The sequence below is a fragment of the Polynucleobacter sp. UK-Gri1-W3 genome, assembly GCF_018881595.1.
Lineage (GTDB): Bacteria > Pseudomonadota > Gammaproteobacteria > Burkholderiales > Burkholderiaceae > Polynucleobacter.
On the sequence record NZ_JACVQA010000008.1, the window covers coordinates 228,061 to 245,056 of the forward strand.

The window sequence follows — 16,996 nt, forward strand, 5'->3', positions numbered from 1 at the left end:
TGAACTGACCTGATTTTTAGTACCACTCCAAAAGAGAGGATTTTTGATAATCTCTCACTTAAAGGAGTGCTAAATATGGCAAAAGGCCAACGTCTCAAACCCGAGCAAATCGTCACCTTATTGCGTCAAATCGATGTTCTTACAACGAATGGCAAAACCCTAGCCCAGGCCTGTAAAGAAGTGGGTACGGTTGAGCAAAGCTATTACCGTTAGCGCAAGATCTACGGCGGTATGAAAGTCGATCAGGCAAAGAAGTACAAAGATCTGGAAGTGGAAAATACCCGCTTAAAGAAGCTCGTAGCGGACTTATCGCTACGAGAGGTGATGCTCAAGGAAGTTATTAAGGGAAACTTCTAAGCCCTACTAAACGCAAAACAGCTGCTCAGGTGTTGCTGCAGAAATACTCAACATCAGAGCGCTTAGCTTGTGAATTAGTAGGGCTCTCCAGAGCAGCGTATCGCTATATGCCACTGCCTAAAGATGATGAAGAGCCCCTACGAGCTGAGGTCATCCGCATGGCGAGCACCTATGGCAGATATGGTTATCGATTGATTGCTGGGATGATGCGTAATAGCGGCTGGGGACAAGCGACTACTGCAAGGGTTGCTCGCATCTGGCGAGAGGAAGGCCTGAAGATCCCACAAAAGCAAGCTCCTAGGGGCAGACTCTGGTTTAACGATTGCAGTTGTATGAGGCTGCGAGCGACCCACCCCAATCATGTGTGGAGTTATGACTTTGTCTTTATCAGAGATGCTTATGGTGGCAAGATCCGCATGCTCACCCTGATTGATGAGTTCACCAGGAAATGCTTAACGATCCACTGTGCCAGAAGAATTGGCTCGATCCAAGTGATTGAACAACTGGCCAACGCCATGATTACTCACGGCATCCCCGAGCACATCCGAAGTGATAATGGCCCAGAATTTATTGCTAAAGAGCTGCGTAGTTGGTTATCTGGCATTGGAGTAAAGACAGCCTACATTGAACCGGGCAGCCCTTGGGAGAATGGCTTTTGTGAAAGCTTTAACGGCACCTTTAGAGATAACCTTTTGGATGGGGAGATCTTTTATAGCCTAAAAGAAGCCCAGATCATCGTGGGGAAGTGGGTCAAGCACTATAACCATGTCAGGCCCCATAGCGCTTTAGGTTACAGGCCACCAGCACCCCAAACCCAAGTACCCAAACTATTGCAGAATCAACCCATGTTGCTGCAATGATTTACTATAGAAAAACTCTCTTTGGTAGTGGATCTAAATTGACAGCAGTTCACCTCGCCTATGATGCAATGACAAAAAAGTGGCCATGTTCTTTTAAATAAGATTGATTTCTTAGCTTTGGTCTACTCTGTCCTCTAGTATCAAGGATCAGCAAACCCCACCATATAGGATTTCTTTAACTGACTCAATTAGGCCAAGAAGCACCTAATTGATCAAATTAACTCAGGCGTCTCCAATCGGCCATGATCCACCTACCCAAGATTACTTTGTTTGGCTACCTATGGGCTGTAAGTCTTCTGGTGGTCACACTAGTTGACTGTATTGCTATTGACTTAATATCACTCCAATATAAGCTCTCGTGACAAACGATTGGTTTTACTACCCCTTAGGAGGGTCTTATGTATCAAGCAAATGAAAAATTAGTTCAAGCCCATCATAAATCAATGGAATCAGTTCATGCTTTAAGTCAACACGCTTTTGAGAATAATCAAAGTTTGGCTCAAATTCACTATGATGTAACTAAAGAAATGCTTGCAATGGTTCAAGAAAAATCAGCAGAAATTCTCAAGCTAAAAGACCCTAAAGAAATTATGACCATGTTTAGTGCTCATGCTCTTCAAGAGGCATCCGCTGGTGTTGTTGCATATCAAGCTAAAGTGAATTCAGTATTGCGTAAAAGTCATCATGAGTTAGTTGAAATGACTGATTCTGCAATTGAGCATGCTAAAGAGCGATTAAATGACTTGGTGGACGAAGCTTCTGCTAAAGCTCCCACGGGCTCTGAGGCATTTACAGCCTCTTTTAAGGCTGTATTTGAGGCTGCGCTCCAAGGCTTTGATCAAGTTCGCTCATCTGTACATACTGCTTATGCTAATTTAGAGAAGAGTGCAGATGGCGCATTAAATTCGAATGAACATGTTGTTCAGACAGCCACTAAAGCTCGCAAAGCAATCACCGCTTCTTAATCTCAATATTGATAAATGAGATAGCCACCTTCGGGTGGTTTTTTTACTTTTGGGTGAACGACAGCAATGGGTCGGACTCAGTCATCCGTGATCAAGTAGGCCGACAGACCGCTTTGAGACTGAAAGGAGTCCAACACACCTGTGATTTGTCGAAGAGATTAATGGCGAGATTGAAGCTGAAAATTATTCTTAAATCCGGCAATCACTTACTCGAAGGCAGTGAGAAAATTCGACTCTAAATTTGTGCAATAGAACATATGCCAAACCAATATAAACAAGGGGTTACAAGCGATCAGTACTCAATTCTATTGCACAATCTCAAGTCTGTAACTCATTGATTTATATAGATATTATGCCACTCCGATGTAGGGGCTACGAACCAAGGGGTCGTGGGTTCAATTCCTGCCAGCCGCACCAACCTTTATAGGGCCTAGTTGAAAAACTGGGCCCTTTCTCTTTTTAGGCTTTTCTCAGTGCTTTCATAGAGATACCTTATAGTCTGCATATGAGCACTTCTGACGCCATTTCTACCGTTTCTGACGCTCCAGTGGCAGTTTGGTCACAGGTCGACGCCGATAGCGCCAAAGTGCTTATTAGCGGCAATGTCAACGTCTACTCCTTGGGCAATGTATGGACCCAAATCCGCAACTCTCAAGATGCATGGTTAAAACAGGGTGAAGGCAAAAGTAAGTCCCTTACTTTTGATGCAAGCAAAGTCACTTTTTTAGATGGTGCAGGCATTGCATTTTTAATTGGAGTTCAAGAGGCCCAAACAACAGTCGGTGCAAAGTTCGAGCTTGTGGGCTTGGATCAGCGTTATGAGCCTTTATTGAACGAATTCAACCCGATAAGTAATTTATTTCCCGTTCCCGCTGTTAAGCCCAAAAGAAGTTTTGTGGTGAGTACCGGAATGGCTGTTCAGAATTTAATTGATGATGCTGTTGGTCTCATTTCATTTACTGGACATCTTGCCTCTGATTTATTTTGGTCCATTCGCCACCCAAATCAAGTGCGCTGGGGTGATTTTGTGAATGCTGCAGTAGAGGCGGGTATTGCAGCACTACCCATTGTTGGCCTAGTAGCGTTTTTGATTGGTGTCATTCTTTCTTTCCAGGCGGCTATTGGTGTGCAGCAGTTTGGAGCCGTATCCTTCGTGGGTCCCTTGGCGGCCTTAGGAATTGTCCGGGAAATGGGCCCATTAATTACTGCCATTTTGTTGGCAGGACGTTCCTCAGCTGCCTTTGCTGCTGAAATTGGCACGATGACTGTTAATAGTGAAGTAGACGCACTTGTTTCTGGTGGTTTAAGTCCAATTCGTTTCTTAGTTGTGCCACGTGTTCTTGCAGGTATTTTGGTTGCGCCGATTTTGACTTTATTTGCTGATATCGTCAGTATTTTTTCTTCGATGTTGACGATGTTGATATATGGCGTCCCTTTTATTAATTTCTATAACGGCATGCTTTCAGCAGTAGATATTGAAGATATTGGGTCTGGATTAGTTAAAGCTACTCTTTTTGGAGTCGTTGTTTCTGCAGTCGGTTGCCTACGCGGCATGCAAACCGGAAATGGCGCGGCTGCGGTTGGTATTTCAGCTACGCGAGCTGTAGTAAGCAGTATCGTATTGATCGTGTTGGTCGACGGTATTTTTGCCTTCGTTTCCTACAAGACAGGTTTCTGATGGATACGCCAGAAAAATCCCCATACGCGATCGATGTTCAAAACCTCACCGTAGGTTATGGCTCCAATGTGCTTATGCAGAATCTGAATTTCTCAGTCAATTACGGTGAAATCTTTGTGATTCTGGGTGGTTCGGGTTGCGGTAAATCCAGCTTGTTAAAAAACTTATTCGGTCTTTACCAGCCTTTGTCTGGCAATGTTCTGATTGAAGGCCAAAATATTACGACCGCAATGGGGGCGCAGCGCCAGAAGATCATGACAAGCTTTGGCGTGATGTATCAACAGGGCGCCTTATTTGGTTCCATGAACTTGCTGGATAACGTTACCCTGTTTATGCAGGAATATACCCAGCTGACACAAGTCCAAATGGATTTATTGGCCCGCTGCAAGCTTGATCTTGTTGGTCTATTGCCTTATGAGTCTTATATGCCAAGCGAAATAAGCGGCGGTATGCAAAAGAGGGCGGCGATCGCTCGGGCGATGGCACTTGATCCCAAAATACTATTCTTAGATGAGCCATCTGCTGGCTTAGATCCAATCACCTCTGCTGATCTTGATAGCACCATTCAGGATTTATCAAAAAATCTCGGAATTACCTTTGTCATCGTTTCCCATGAGCTGGCGAGTATCTATGCTATCGCCGACAAGGTCATCATGCTTGATAAGGGCGCCAAAGGAATCATTGCCCAGGGTGACCCTAAAGTTTTGCGCGATACCAGTAAAGATCCACGAGTGCATCAATTCTTCAATCGTATTATGAGCAAGGACGCAGCATGAGTAATAACTCAAATCCCAATTATTTTCGCTTAGGCGTTTTTGTGCTTGCAGCAATTGGCGTACTGATTGCTGTGATTCTCATATTTGGTGGAGGCAAAATCTTCCAAAAATCGTTCATGGTTGAAACTTACATAAAACAGTCTGTAACCGGTTTAGATACTGGAGCAGCAGTTCGCTTTAGGGGAGTGAAGATTGGTCAGGTAACGATGATTGGCTTATCTGGGGATATTTATGAAAAGGACTTACCTTTTCATGATCGTCGCCAGTACGTTGTCGTGCGAATGCAAATTTTTGGTGATAAAGTTAATGAAGGCCAAATTAGTGAGTTTGTAAAAAATAATTTACGTGCACGCGTAAAGTCTATGGGTATTACGGGCGTGAATTACATCGAGTTTGATTTCGTTGCGCATGCATCTGATACTCCCGCGCTTTCTTATTCCTGGAAGCCCGAGTACCCAGTAATCCCATCTATGCCAAACCAAGCGGATGAAATTATTTCTGGAATACAGAAATTAATTAGCGCACTTAATGATATGAACATCGATGGTACACAGAAAAAATTGGATACATTGTTAGGTAATCTAAATGTACTCATGGCAGGTGATGGCAAGGGTAACGAGGGGGCGATTGAGTCTGTAAAACAGTTGAACCTCATCATGGCTCGTATTGCTAAGGCGACCGATGAGGAAGAGCTTGGGATTCTGATGCGTGAATTGGTGGCTGCCACCACCTCATTGCGTCAAACTATCACTAGTGTTCAAGGTGATACCGAGTTGACAATGACAAACATTAAGCAAGCTAGCGAAAATTTAAATGAATTTAGTCGCATTGCTAGCCAGTCGCCCTCAAGCCTGATTTGGAGCGATCCACCAGCAAAAATTACGCCTAATAGCGCTGCTGGCCAGTCGGGAGCGAATAAATGATTAGGCGTATTTTATTTTTCATTGCCGTGTTGGGCTTGGTGTCTTGCTCATTACCCACTAGGCCACCAGTAGGGCCAACTGCCTGGATGGTGTCCCCGGAACGAACAGCGGCTCCTCGAGTAGCTCGGACTGATATATGGCTAAAGATGGGCTCTGTATCTGTTACGCCACCGTTTGACGGTAGATCTTTGGTTTACCGTACTGGGGATCAGCGCTACGAAAAAGATTTTTATAACGTCTACACCACCATTCCGGCAGAAATGATTGGAAATGCTGAGCGTCAGTGGATGAATAAGGCAAATATTTTCTCTGCTACAGTAGGTCAAGGTAATAGCCTTTTCCCTTTCTATTTTTTACAGGCGACTGTTGAAGAGTTTTATGGGGACTATCGCAATAAACCTGAGGCTGTAGTTAGTGTTGAGTTTTTCCTAAGTGCCACTAGCGCTGGAAAAGCAAGCCCCTTGATTGGTGCGAATCGATATACGAAGCGCATCGCCCTTAAAGACAGCACACCAGAGGCTTTGGTATTGGGTCAGCAAGAAGCTTTGGCCCAGATCTTTAATGAATACGAGGCACAGCTCTACAAATATGCTGGCAATTTACCAAAACCTTTAGGACAGTAATTTTATGAAATTGTTTATATCTCAATTTGTGCTGAGAAAGATTGCCTCTACAACATTCCTCTCTTTGGCAGCTAGCTTTATTAGCATTGCAAGTGTCAGTGCGCAAAGCTTTCCAAATAGACCTATTAGGTTGGTTGTGCCATTTGCGCCAGGAGGCAGTACCGATATTATTGCTCGTGCGGTAGGCGATGCTTTAGGGCGTCAATTAGGTCAACCAGTCATTGTTGAGAACAAGGCGGGTGGTGGAGGTTCTGTAGGCGCCCTAGAGGTCATGCGCGCACCTAAAGATGGTTACACCATAGGTATGGCTACGGTTTCCACAACAGCAGCAAACCCAGCTATTAATCCTAAAATTGGCTACGATCCCATAACGGATTTCACGGCTATTAGTAATATTGCAGCAACACCAAACATCATCGCAGTAAATCCTTCTTTCCCGGCTAAGGACTTTAAGACCTTCATGGAGGTATTAAAGGCTAATCCTGGCAAGTATTCTTATTCAAGCTCCGGTACGGGTGGCATTGGCCATCTCCAAACTGAGTTGTTTAAAAGCTTGACAGGTGTTTTTATCGTCCACATCCCGTATCGCGGTGCCGGTCCTGCATTGGCCGACACAGTAGGCGGACAAGTTTCCATGATCTTTGATAATTTGCCATCTTCGTTGCCCTTTATTAAGGATGGAAAATTAGTTCCAATCGTAATTGCTGCTCCAAAGCGTTTAGCGCAATTACCAAATGTGCCAACTTTTGCTGAAGTTGGCTTAGCGCCTGTCAATCGAATGGCCTATTACGGTCTGCTAGGTCCAGCTGGTATGCCTAAGGATATTGTGGATAAGTACACCGCGGCTTTGCAAAAGGTAGTTACTGATCCCGCTGTTAAAAAGCGTATTGAAGATACAGGCTCACTTATTAACGTGAACGGCTCTGAGGCTTTTGCAAAAGAAATTAAGGCTGAGTACACCGTTTATAAAGAAGTAGTTGCTAAGCAAAAATTACAGTTAGATTAATAAAGATAAATAATTAGAGTCAATTGGAGACACAATGGATTTAGGATTAAAAGGTAAAGTGGCCTTAGTAATTGCTTCTAGTCGCGGCTTGGGGCAAGCAATGGCAGTTTCATTGGCTAAAGAAGGCGTCAAAGTTGCCGTCACCGGCCGCAATGCTGAAGGTTTGCAGCAATCTGTGCGGTTAATCGAAGCTGCTGGTGGACAAGCCCTTGCGCTCAATTGGGATCTTTCCGATGCATCCGTGATTGATGGATTGGTATCTAGGGTTGAAAAAGAATTAGGCCCCATTGATATTCTGATCAACAACACTGGTGGACCACCGCCAACACCAGCGGCCGGTCAAGACCCAGCACTCTGGCTAAAAAGCTTTAACGATATGGTGCTTTCACTTATTGCTATTACGGATCGCGTGTTGCCTGGCATGCGTCAGCGTAAATGGGGCCGCATTATTACTAGCACCACCTCAGGCGCTATTGCGCCTATTAAAAATTTAGCCATTTCTAATACCTTACGTGCAGCACTGCTTGGTTGGTCCAAAACCTTGGCGGCGGAAGTGGCTGCAGAGGGAATCACCGTGAACGTCATCATGCCTGGTCGAGTTGCTACTGACCGCCTGCGTCAGTTAGACGAGGCACGTGCAAAACGTGAAGGTATTGACTATGAAGCGGTAGTTAAAGCAAGCCTTAGCCAGATACCAATGGGAAGATACGGTGATCCTAAGGAGTATGGAGATGCTGCAACATTCCTAGCCAGTCAAAACGCATCTTTCATTACAGGTACTGTCATGCGTGTTGATGGCGGCCAAATTCAGGCAATTTGAGTCAGTTCATTCTTCGTCTATTGGGGGCTTTGCGGCGCGACGTCCGTTCAAGCGAGTTGGCTTGGTTGCTAGTTGCTTTAACGCTCTCAGTTACAGCGCTTTCTAGTGTTAGTTTTTTAGCGGACCGCATGCAAAGGGCATTTGCTTTTGATGCCCGCCAACTTCTAGCTTCAGATTTATTGATTGTTTCTGATCAACCATTGCCTAATCTATTTTTAGATGAAGCAAAGAGCAAAAATTTACAGCTAGCCCAGACGGTTGTATTTCCGAGTATGGCAACTGTCGGGTCGCATAGTAAATTAGCGTCACTAAAAGCGGTAAGTCCTCAATATCCTCTTCGTGGGGCTTTGCGGGTTCAAACAAATGACCTTGCCATGCCGCTCACCTCGGGCCCTGAATCAGGTTTTGTTTGGCTAGATCCGGCCATGTTGGCCAGCCTGCATGCGACAGTGGGGGAGTCTATTGCGCTAGGTAAAAAGACCTTTACTATCGGCGGCATCCTTGAGCGAGAGCTAGACCGCGGCGCTGGATTTATGAACTTTGCTCCCCGAGTCATGATGTCGCTTGCAGATTTAAGTGATACAGGTCTCATTGGTCTTGGCAGCAGAGTGACATACCGTCTTCTTTTGGCTGGTACTGACGAGCAAATCAGTGCTTATGGTTCTTGGGCAAATCAATCTATTGAAAAAGATGGCCTTAAAGGTATTCGGATCGAGACCCTAGAAAATGCACAGCCCATGATGCGCAAAACATTGGAACGTGCGGATCGATTCTTATCATTAATTGCTTTATTAACTGCTATGGTGGCAGCAGTGGCTATAGCGTTGTCTGCGCATCGCTACACACGCAAGCAGTCAGATGCTTGCGCAGTGCTTAAATGTCTGGGCGCAAGCTCTGGCATGATTTTGAAACGTCAGGCTCAGTCCCTAATTGGGCTGGGGCTTATTGCAGCCATCTTGGGATCTCTTTTGGGGTACTTTGGGCAGTACATATTGACACTCCTTTTAGGTAATTTAGTCTTAGCAGAATTACCACCAGTATCTTTTTGGCCTGTGTTGTGGAGTGTTCTTGTGGCTTGGTGCTTACTACTTGGTTTTGCAGGCCCTGCAATCTTTAGCTTAGTCAAAGTTTCACCAATCAGACTCATTAGAAAAGAATTTGACGGCATTAGTATTTCCAATTTTTGGACTGCTTTGTGTGGTTTGGGTGCTGGAGCATTCTTAATTATGTTTGCGGCACGCGATTGGAAATTGGCTTTGTGGACTTGCCTCAGTTTTAGCGCTGCCATTGCAATCTTTGCATTTGTATCTTGGGGGGCACTACGCATTCTGAGTAGGATACGTACCCAGCGCTTTGCATTTGGCTTTGTTATCCTTTCTCAAGGGCGAAGGACAGGGTTAGCGGTAGTGCAAATTACAGCTCTTGGCATAGCGCTGATGGCACTCATACTCGTTCTACTATTGCGATCAGACTTTTTAAGTGCGTGGCAGGGCAATATACCCACTGATGCACCCAATCGCTTCATGATTAATATTCAGGCCGATCAAAAACGGGGGCTTACACAGTCACTTGAGAATGCTGGTATTTCAAGTCCAGAGTTTTATCCGATGGTGCGTGGCCGCTTGATAGACATTAATGGTAAGGATGTAACGCCCAATGATTTTTCTGAGGAAAGCGCCAAGCGTTTAATTGATCGTGAGTTTAATTTGTCCTACACAGATCAATTGCCACCTGGTAATCAGATTATTTCAGGCAAATGGATTGAGGGGGATGCACCTCAAATCTCGATGGAAACTGGGATAGCTAAAACCCTGAAACTGAAACTAGGTGATCAGCTCGGTTTCGAAGTTGCGGGAGAAAAAATTACCGCCCCCATTACTTCCTTGCGTAAATTGGATTGGGGCTCTATGCGAGTGAACTTTTTTGTCATCATGCCGCCAGCTCAGTTGCAATCATTACCTCAGTCTTGGATTACTTCTTATTATCAGCCTCCCAAGCAAGAATCTTTAGATTTTCAATTAAGCCAAACGTATCCTAATTTGACTATCGTGGATGTCTCAGCATCTTTGCAACAAATACAGGAAGTCTTGAATAAGCTTTCATCAGTATTAGGCTTGCTATTGGGCTTTACGATCGCTGCGGCAATGTTGGTATTAATGTCTGCAATTGCGGCCACCCAAGATGAGCGCTATAAAAATGCTGCCTTATTAAAAGCATTGGGAGCTTCTCGTCTGACATTGGCAAAGATTGCGAATATCGAATTGGTTCTGATTGGCCTAATGGCGGGACTCTTGGCTGGTCTTGCTTCAGGTATTGCTGCTTGGGCTTTAGGCCGCTATGTGATGGAGATTGCCTTTAATGCTTTTGGCGAGGCACTCTTCATGGGGGTTGTATTTGGAGTAGGCGCCTGTCTTGTCTCTGGATATCGCTTCCAAAGAAGGATTCAGAAAGCAACAGCGGTGGAATGTCTAAAGGAAGCCTAGCTTAAACAACTGGGGCAGGCTTATTAAGATATTTTCACGCGATTTTTTGGTAGCTCAACTAAGCGGGTTCCAGCTAAGCGGTCAGGAACGCTTTGTCGGTGCAAAACGTTCTGGCGATCTAAATAAATACTTAAGGGCCAAATGAGTAGGGCTACTGTAAAGAGCATTTCAATAATCTGCCACTTCTCAAGGTGAAAAGCCCATTGCAGTAGAACGCAAGGAATTAGCCAGAGAGAGCCATAAATGTAACGCAAAAAGGCTTGTCGTTTCGATAGGTCATAGCCACCTTTTCCAATAAGGCGAACGCGCCAAGTTTGCATAGCGAGCGTTTGACCAGACTTGGTCCAGTACCAGACAAAATAAATCCCTAGGACAGCGTAAAGATACAAAAAAGTAAGCCAGCTTGGCAGCGATATTCCAAATAGGAGTCCAAGACCAAGATTGGGGACTAAAAAGGTGAAAGCAATAACTCCAAGCAATACTAATTGCTCATAGAGGCAACATGACACTCGCCGCCAAAAATGGGGTGAAGGCAATACATCTAGTTCAGCAGGCGTCATGGAGCTGCTTAATTGGAGGATGAATTACTTGCAGGACTACTTTCTGTGCCAGATCCAGAGTTCTCTACTGGCGCAGTCATGCTTGGGGCTAAGACAGTATTTGGTAGAGCGGCTTTTGGTGAAATGGCGTGCTGCTGAAGTGTTGGAGCATTGGCTGCAGTAGGTTTTTTCTTCGCCTCAGATTCAGCCAACCTCTTCTTTTGCTCATCGCTCAGCTTTTGGTACGCATACCATGCCTCTGCTTTTTTCTCGGCAGGAAATTTGAGGCTAGTAAGGTAATTTTCGCGAGCAACGCGACGATCTTTCTGGGAAAGATTTGACCAGCTCGTCATGCGCGACTGAAGACGCTCTTGATCTTGAGCGCTCATCTTAGGATAAATATTGGCAACCTGAATCCATTTTTTGCGACTATCCGGAAGCATGTAATCCCAATCGCTTTCCAGGGGCGCAAGAATTTGTTGTTGGGCTGGTTTGAGACCTTCCCAGGTGCCGTCAGGTTTTTTCTCAGGAATGGCTGTGGCCTTTCCATGAGTAGCGCTTGATGCCGATTGTGCTTGCACTGTGCCAACTTGTGTTGCGCAAACAAGGATAAACAGCGCTAGGCTGCAAGCTTTTTGCGTTCTAGTTGTCGGCGACATCAAGCGAGTGAGAATTATTTACTTTGAACGGAATCGGAGGAGCTATCAGATTCGGAAAGGGGGCCATTTTTTAGGAATGCCATAAATCCGTTATCGGCGTATGCATCTGGAGGTACGTCATCAGAGAGCAATGCCGCATCAACTTCTGCAATGTCATTGATGCGTGAGTCATCTTGCCATTGGGCAATGCCAATCAGACCAAAAACAAGAACAACCAAAGGCGCAATCCAGCCTACTGTGTCCCATAATCCATTGGAGCTTGAAGTCCAGTTGCGAGCGGTTCCAGCTAAAACCTGCTTCTGAATGCGAACTTTTTCAGGTTTCCTAACGGAAAGGGCCTTCATGCGCGCTGCATAAAGGCGATCCTTAATATTCTGAGGGATGCTCTGTGTACCTTGACGAAGCAGGGCAGCGCTAGCCTGGCCAAACTGGTCGACTTGGGTCTGGGTAAATTGATCATCAAAGTTTTTCACAGCGTAATTCCTTTTAATTTCAATGCTTTAGCTAAAGTTTGAGTGGCTCTAGAACAATGGGTTTTGACGCTACCTTCACTGCAACCCATTGATTTGGCCGTCTCAGCAATGCTTAGCTCATCCCAATAACGCATCAGGAAGGCTTCTCGTTGACGTACGGGTAATTTAGATATTTCTGACTCTAAAGCCTGTAAAAGCTGACTCTTTTCAAGTTTAAAAGCCCCATCTTGGTATATTTCACTGTCATCTGGGGCTGCAAGGGACTCCAAGGGGTCAAAATCATCACTTTCATCACTCTTTTTGCCCATATTGGAAAAGAGGGTGACCCAGGTATTTCGGACTTTTTGCCTTCTAAACCAGTCGTGAATGCGATTTTGCAGAATTCTGGTGAATACTAGCGGGAGCTCTGCAGGGGGTCTATCCCCATATTTTTCGGCCAATTTAATCATGGCATCTTGAACAATATCTAACGCAGCATCATCATCACGCACGGCGTAGACCGCCTGCTTAAAAGCGCGCTGTTCGACACTACTCAGAAAGTCAGATAGTTCTTGGGCTGATGCCATGCAATGGATTAGACCTGATTCTGTAAGAATTGATCCATTTTAGGTGATTGCTATAGAATATAGGGCTTACTACCTAGAATCTCATTCAAGAAGTGGTTTTTTCCGGTAGCAGCGCCGTTCGAACTCAGGCCATAAGCAGGAGATAGAACAGACCAATCAATTTTTTGCCGAAAATTGCAAAGGACGAAAGAAAATGAATACAAGCAGCGCCGAATTCTTAGCTACTAAAGCTAACAAAGACTCAACAAATACAAACAATGATGCAGCACCTCCAGAAATGATTGGTGCTGAAATGCTCGTGCATGCATTGCACAAAGAGGGCGTTGAATTTGTCTGGGGTTACCCAGGCGGCTCCGTTCTCTTTATCTATGATGAAATTTTTAAACAAGATAAGTTTGAACATATCTTGGTTCGCCATGAGCAAGCAGCAGTTCATGCTGCCGATGGCTACGCTCGCGCAACCGGTAAGGTTGGCGTTGCATTAGTCACCTCAGGCCCCGGCGTTACTAATGCCGTTACTGGTATCGCAACTGCGTATACAGACTCCATTCCATTGGTGATTATTAGCGGTAACGTTCCAACATACGCTATTGGTGAAGATGCATTCCAAGAGGCTGATACGGTTGGTATTACTCGCCCAGTGGTTAAACACAACTTCCTGGTTAAGGATGTTAAAGATCTTCCTTTGGTGCTGAAGAAGGCTTTCCATATTGCGCAAACAGGTCGACCAGGCCCAGTATTGATTGATATTCCGAAGGATGTATCAGCGGCTAAAGGCCCATTTGTTTATCCAGAAACCCTGGAGATGCGTTCCTATAACCCTGTTGTTAAGGGTCATAGTGGTCAGACTCGTAAGGCGGTAGCTTTATTGCAAGAGGCTGAGCGTCCATATATCTACACCGGTGGTGGCGTCATTCTTTCAGATGCCGCCCCAGAGCTTAAAGAGTTCGCTGATTTACTTGGTTATCCAGTTACCAATACTCTGATGGGTTTGGGTGGATTTCCTGGAACAAGCCCTCAGTTCTTGGGCATGCTGGGTATGCACGGAACCTATGAAGCTAATATGGCGATGCAGCACAGTGATGTATTGATCGCGATTGGCGCTCGTTTTGATGACCGCGTGATTGGCAATACATCCCACTTTGCAAGCCATCCGCGCAAGATTATTCATATCGACATTGATCCCTCAGTAATTTCAAAACGTGTGAAGGTAGATGTTCCAATCGTTGGCAATCTCAAAGAAGTATTAGTTGAGATGACTGCGCAATTAAAAGCTGCCGGTCCACGCAAGAATGGCGACAAAGTTGCTGCTTGGTGGGATCAAATTAATGAGTGGCGCAAAAAAGATTGCTTGAAGTACGACGAAGCCTCTCAAATTGTGAAGCCTCAATATGTCGTTCAAAAGTTGTGGGAGCTCACCGGTGGTGATGCATTCATCACATCTGACGTTGGTCAGCATCAAATGTGGGCTGCTCAGTTCTACAAGTTTGATCAGCCACGTCGTTGGATTAACTCCGGTGGTCTGGGTACCATGGGCGTAGGCTTGCCTTATGCCATGGGTATCAAGAAGGCTTTCCCTGATAAGGATGTATTTGCTATTACTGGTGAAGGCTCCATTCAGATGTGTATTCAGGAGCTTTCCACCTGCAAGCAATACAACACCCCAGTTAAAATCGTGTCTTTGAATAACCGTTACTTAGGTATGGTCCGTCAATGGCAAGAGTTAACCTACAACAAACGTTATTCCAGTTCGTACATGGATTCCTTGCCTGACTTTGTGAAGTTGGCAGAGGCCTATGGCCACGTGGGTATGCGTATTGAGAAAAAATCAGATGTTGAGGGCGCGCTCAAAGAGGCTATTCGTTTAAAAGATCGTACGGTGTTTATGGATTTCCAGACAGACCCAGAAGAAAACGTTTGGCCTATGGTTCAAGCGGGTAAGGGTATTACTGAAATGCTTTTGGGTAGTGAGGATCTCTGATGCGACATATTATTTCTGTACTCATTGAGAACGAGCCGGGTGCTTTATCACGCGTTGTGGGATTATTTTCTGCACGCGGTTACAACATTGATACTTTGAGTGTTGCACCTACGGAAGATCCATCCCTATCTCGTATGACTATCGTGACCTTTGGTTCTGATGATGTCATTGAGCAAATTACTAAACACTTAAACCGCCTGGTTGAGGTAGTTAAAGTATTTGATTTAAGCGAAGGACCTCATATTGAGCGTGAGCTCATGATGATTAAAGTACGCGCAGTAGGTAAAGAGCGCGAAGAGCTCAAACGCACTACTGATATCTTCCGCGGTCGCATCATTGATGTGACTGACAAGAGTTACACCATTGAGTTAACGGGTGATGGTACCAAGTTGGATGCCTTTATTGATTCGATCGATCGTGCATCGATTCTGGAAACTGTCCGTTCGGGCGGCTCTGGAATTGGTCGTGGCGAACGTATCCTTAAGGTTTAATTTTTTAACTGATTACTGCATTAATTACATTTTCAATACAAGGAAAGAGCATGAAAGTTTTTTACGATAAAGACGCTGATTTGTCCCTCATCAAGGGCAAGAAAGTCACCATCATTGGTTATGGTTCACAAGGACACGCACACGCATTGAACCTCAAAGACTCTGGTGTTAATGTTACTGTTGGTTTGCGTAAAGACGGCGCTTCCTGGAGCAAGGCAGCAAATGCTGGCTTGACAGTTAAAGAAGTTGGCGAAGCAGTTAAAGATGCTGACGTAGTCATGATGTTGTTGCCTGACGAACAAATCGCTGATGTTTACAGCAAAGAAGTTCACGGCAATATCAAGCAGGGCGCTGCATTGGCTTTTGCTCACGGCTTTAATGTTCACTACGGTCAAGTTCAGCCGCGCGCTGACTTAGATGTAATCATGATCGCTCCTAAAGCTCCTGGCCATACAGTACGTGGCACATATGCTCAAGGCGGCGGTGTTCCTCATTTGATCGCTGTTTACCAAGATAAATCCGGCTCCGCACGTGATGTTGCTTTGTCATACGCAACGGCAAACGGCGGTGGTCGTGCCGGCATCATTGAAACAAACTTCCGCGAAGAGACTGAAACTGACTTGTTCGGTGAGCAAGCTGTTCTTTGTGGCGGCGCAGTTGAGTTGATCAAAGCTGGTTTTGAAACTTTGGTTGAGGCTGGTTACGCTCCTGAAATGGCTTACTTTGAGTGTTTGCATGAACTTAAGTTGATCGTTGATTTGATCTACGAAGGCGGCATTGCCAATATGAACTACTCCATCTCCAATAATGCTGAATACGGTGAGTATGTCACTGGCCCACGTGTTGTTACGGAAGATACTAAGAATGCAATGCGTCAGTGCTTGAAAGATATTCAAACTGGTGAATACGCGAAGAGCTTCATCTTGGAAAACAAAGCAGGCGCGCCTACTTTGATTTCTCGTCGTCGTTTGAATGCTGAGCATGACATCGAAGTTGTTGGCGCTAAATTGCGCGCGATGATGCCTTGGATTGCGAAGAATAAGTTAGTGGATCAAACCAAGAACTAAGCAGGTTTAAGAAGTACGCATCAAATTAATAGCAGTTCATTAAAAGGCTCAGAACAAAGATGATGTATCCACACCCCATTATTGCGAAAGAAGGCTGGCCGTATTTAGCGTTAGTGGGGGCTTTGACTTTGCTGGTTCACTTTTTAGGTGGCATAGCTTGGTCTTGGCCTTTTTGGATCATTTTTATCTTTGTTCTGCAGTTCTTCCGTGACCCACAGCGTATTGCTGCAATGGGTCGTGATCTTGTTTTATCTCCAGCTGATGGTCGCATTGTTGTGGTTGAAAAAACTAATGATCCCTATGCTGGACGTGAAGCGCTCAAAATTAGCGTATTCATGAATGTATTTAACGTCCACTCTAACCGTAGCGCAGTCAACGGCTTGGTTAAGGATATTCAGTATTTCCCTGGCAAATTTGTGAACGCTGATTTAGATAAGGCATCAACAGAGAATGAACGTAATGCCGTTGTAATAGATGCTAATGGCCAAGTAGTCACTCTGGTGCAAGTAGCTGGCCTGATTGCGCGTCGTATTCTTTGTTATATCCATGTTGGCGATCGTCTTAAAGCGGGTGAGCGCTATGGGTTTATTCGCTTTGGATCACGCGTTGATGTGTATTTACCTTTGACTGCGGAGCCTTTGGTTTCTGTTGGTGATAAAGTATTTGCAACAAATACAGCCTTGGCTCGTTTGCCTGGCTTGGATTGATTCGAATCTTTTACCGGGATAC

General features: G+C 45.1%; 16 protein-coding genes and 1 pseudogene. 13 read left to right on the forward strand and 4 right to left on the reverse strand.

Going from position 1 to position 16,996, the window contains the following annotated elements; genetic code table 11:
* Positions 1-75 precede the first annotated feature (75 nt).
* The 9 genes and pseudogenes from ICN36_RS09085 to ICN36_RS09125 all read left to right on the forward strand — a co-directional run bounded on the left by ICN36_RS09085 (position 76) and on the right by ICN36_RS09125 (position 10,491).
* A pseudogene (locus tag ICN36_RS09085) lies at positions 76-1,217 on the forward strand (IS3 family transposase).
* Between the two features lie 398 nt (positions 1,218-1,615).
* Positions 1,616-2,182, forward strand: coding sequence for a phasin family protein (locus ICN36_RS09090; RefSeq protein ID WP_216228056.1), 567 nt, complete (start codon positions 1,616-1,618; stop codon positions 2,180-2,182).
* Positions 2,183-2,687: 505 nt separating this feature from the next.
* On the forward strand, positions 2,688-3,860 hold the full coding sequence (locus ICN36_RS09095) for an ABC transporter permease (RefSeq protein WP_216228057.1): 1,173 nt from the start codon (positions 2,688-2,690) through the stop codon (positions 3,858-3,860).
* Complete coding sequence (locus ICN36_RS09100; protein ID WP_216228058.1) at positions 3,860-4,636, forward strand: ABC transporter ATP-binding protein; 777 nt, start codon at positions 3,860-3,862, stop codon at positions 4,634-4,636. The genes ICN36_RS09095 and ICN36_RS09100 overlap by 1 nt, the downstream gene beginning before the upstream one ends.
* Entirely contained in the window at positions 4,633-5,559 is a 927-nt protein-coding gene (locus ICN36_RS09105; protein ID WP_216228059.1) for an MlaD family protein, read from the forward strand. Before ICN36_RS09100 ends, ICN36_RS09105 begins: the two co-directional genes overlap by 4 nt.
* Positions 5,556-6,182 (forward strand): membrane integrity-associated transporter subunit PqiC, encoded by a 627-nt coding sequence (locus ICN36_RS09110; protein ID WP_216228060.1) that lies wholly within the window; start codon positions 5,556-5,558, stop codon positions 6,180-6,182. Before ICN36_RS09105 ends, ICN36_RS09110 begins: the two co-directional genes overlap by 4 nt.
* Before the next feature lie 4 nt (positions 6,183-6,186).
* The gene (locus ICN36_RS09115; protein WP_216228061.1) at positions 6,187-7,188 is read left to right on the forward strand and encodes a tripartite tricarboxylate transporter substrate binding protein BugE; all 1,002 of its coding nucleotides are present in this window, start codon (positions 6,187-6,189) and stop codon (positions 7,186-7,188) included.
* A 34-nt stretch (positions 7,189-7,222) separates the two neighbouring features.
* The gene (locus ICN36_RS09120) at positions 7,223-8,008 is read left to right on the forward strand and encodes an SDR family oxidoreductase (RefSeq protein WP_216228062.1); all 786 of its coding nucleotides are present in this window, start codon (positions 7,223-7,225) and stop codon (positions 8,006-8,008) included.
* The gene (locus tag ICN36_RS09125) at positions 8,005-10,491 is read left to right on the forward strand and encodes an ABC transporter permease (protein ID WP_216228063.1); all 2,487 of its coding nucleotides are present in this window, start codon (positions 8,005-8,007) and stop codon (positions 10,489-10,491) included. The genes ICN36_RS09120 and ICN36_RS09125 overlap by 4 nt, the downstream gene beginning before the upstream one ends.
* 23 nt (positions 10,492-10,514) lie before the next feature.
* Here ICN36_RS09125 and ICN36_RS09130 read toward each other — a convergent pair whose 3' ends face one another.
* Genes ICN36_RS09130 through ICN36_RS09145 form a run of 4 tightly spaced genes read right to left on the reverse strand, consistent with a single transcriptional unit; the run spans position 10,515 to position 12,728 of the window.
* Positions 10,515-11,051: an RDD family protein gene (locus ICN36_RS09130; protein ID WP_216228064.1), complete on the reverse strand. Its 537-nt coding sequence runs from the start codon at positions 11,049-11,051 to the stop codon at positions 10,515-10,517.
* A gap of 8 nt (positions 11,052-11,059) precedes the next feature.
* Positions 11,060-11,689 (reverse strand): DUF3106 domain-containing protein, encoded by a 630-nt coding sequence (locus ICN36_RS09135; protein ID WP_216228065.1) that lies wholly within the window; start codon positions 11,687-11,689, stop codon positions 11,060-11,062.
* 14 nt (positions 11,690-11,703) lie between these two features.
* Complete coding sequence (locus ICN36_RS09140; protein WP_216228066.1) at positions 11,704-12,162, reverse strand: DUF3619 family protein; 459 nt, start codon at positions 12,160-12,162, stop codon at positions 11,704-11,706.
* Positions 12,159-12,728 (reverse strand): RNA polymerase sigma factor, encoded by a 570-nt coding sequence (locus ICN36_RS09145; protein WP_216228067.1) that lies wholly within the window; start codon positions 12,726-12,728, stop codon positions 12,159-12,161. The genes ICN36_RS09140 and ICN36_RS09145 overlap by 4 nt, the downstream gene beginning before the upstream one ends.
* Before the next feature lie 193 nt (positions 12,729-12,921).
* Between ICN36_RS09145 and ICN36_RS09150 the strand changes: the two genes are divergently transcribed.
* From ICN36_RS09150 to ICN36_RS09165, 4 genes are read left to right on the forward strand one after another with little or no spacing between them, the layout of a single operon-like run.
* The gene (locus ICN36_RS09150) at positions 12,922-14,709 is read left to right on the forward strand and encodes an acetolactate synthase 3 catalytic subunit (RefSeq protein ID WP_216228068.1); all 1,788 of its coding nucleotides are present in this window, start codon (positions 12,922-12,924) and stop codon (positions 14,707-14,709) included.
* Positions 14,709-15,200 (forward strand): acetolactate synthase small subunit, encoded by a 492-nt coding sequence (ilvN, locus tag ICN36_RS09155; RefSeq protein WP_216228069.1) that lies wholly within the window; start codon positions 14,709-14,711, stop codon positions 15,198-15,200. Before ICN36_RS09150 ends, ilvN begins: the two co-directional genes overlap by 1 nt.
* 50 nt (positions 15,201-15,250) lie before the next feature.
* Positions 15,251-16,267, forward strand: coding sequence for a ketol-acid reductoisomerase (gene ilvC / locus ICN36_RS09160; protein ID WP_215358996.1), 1,017 nt, complete (start codon positions 15,251-15,253; stop codon positions 16,265-16,267).
* Between the two features lie 59 nt (positions 16,268-16,326).
* Positions 16,327-16,974, forward strand: a complete 648-nt coding sequence (locus ICN36_RS09165; protein ID WP_216228070.1) for a phosphatidylserine decarboxylase — start codon at positions 16,327-16,329, stop codon at positions 16,972-16,974.
* Positions 16,975-16,996 lie beyond the last annotated feature (22 nt).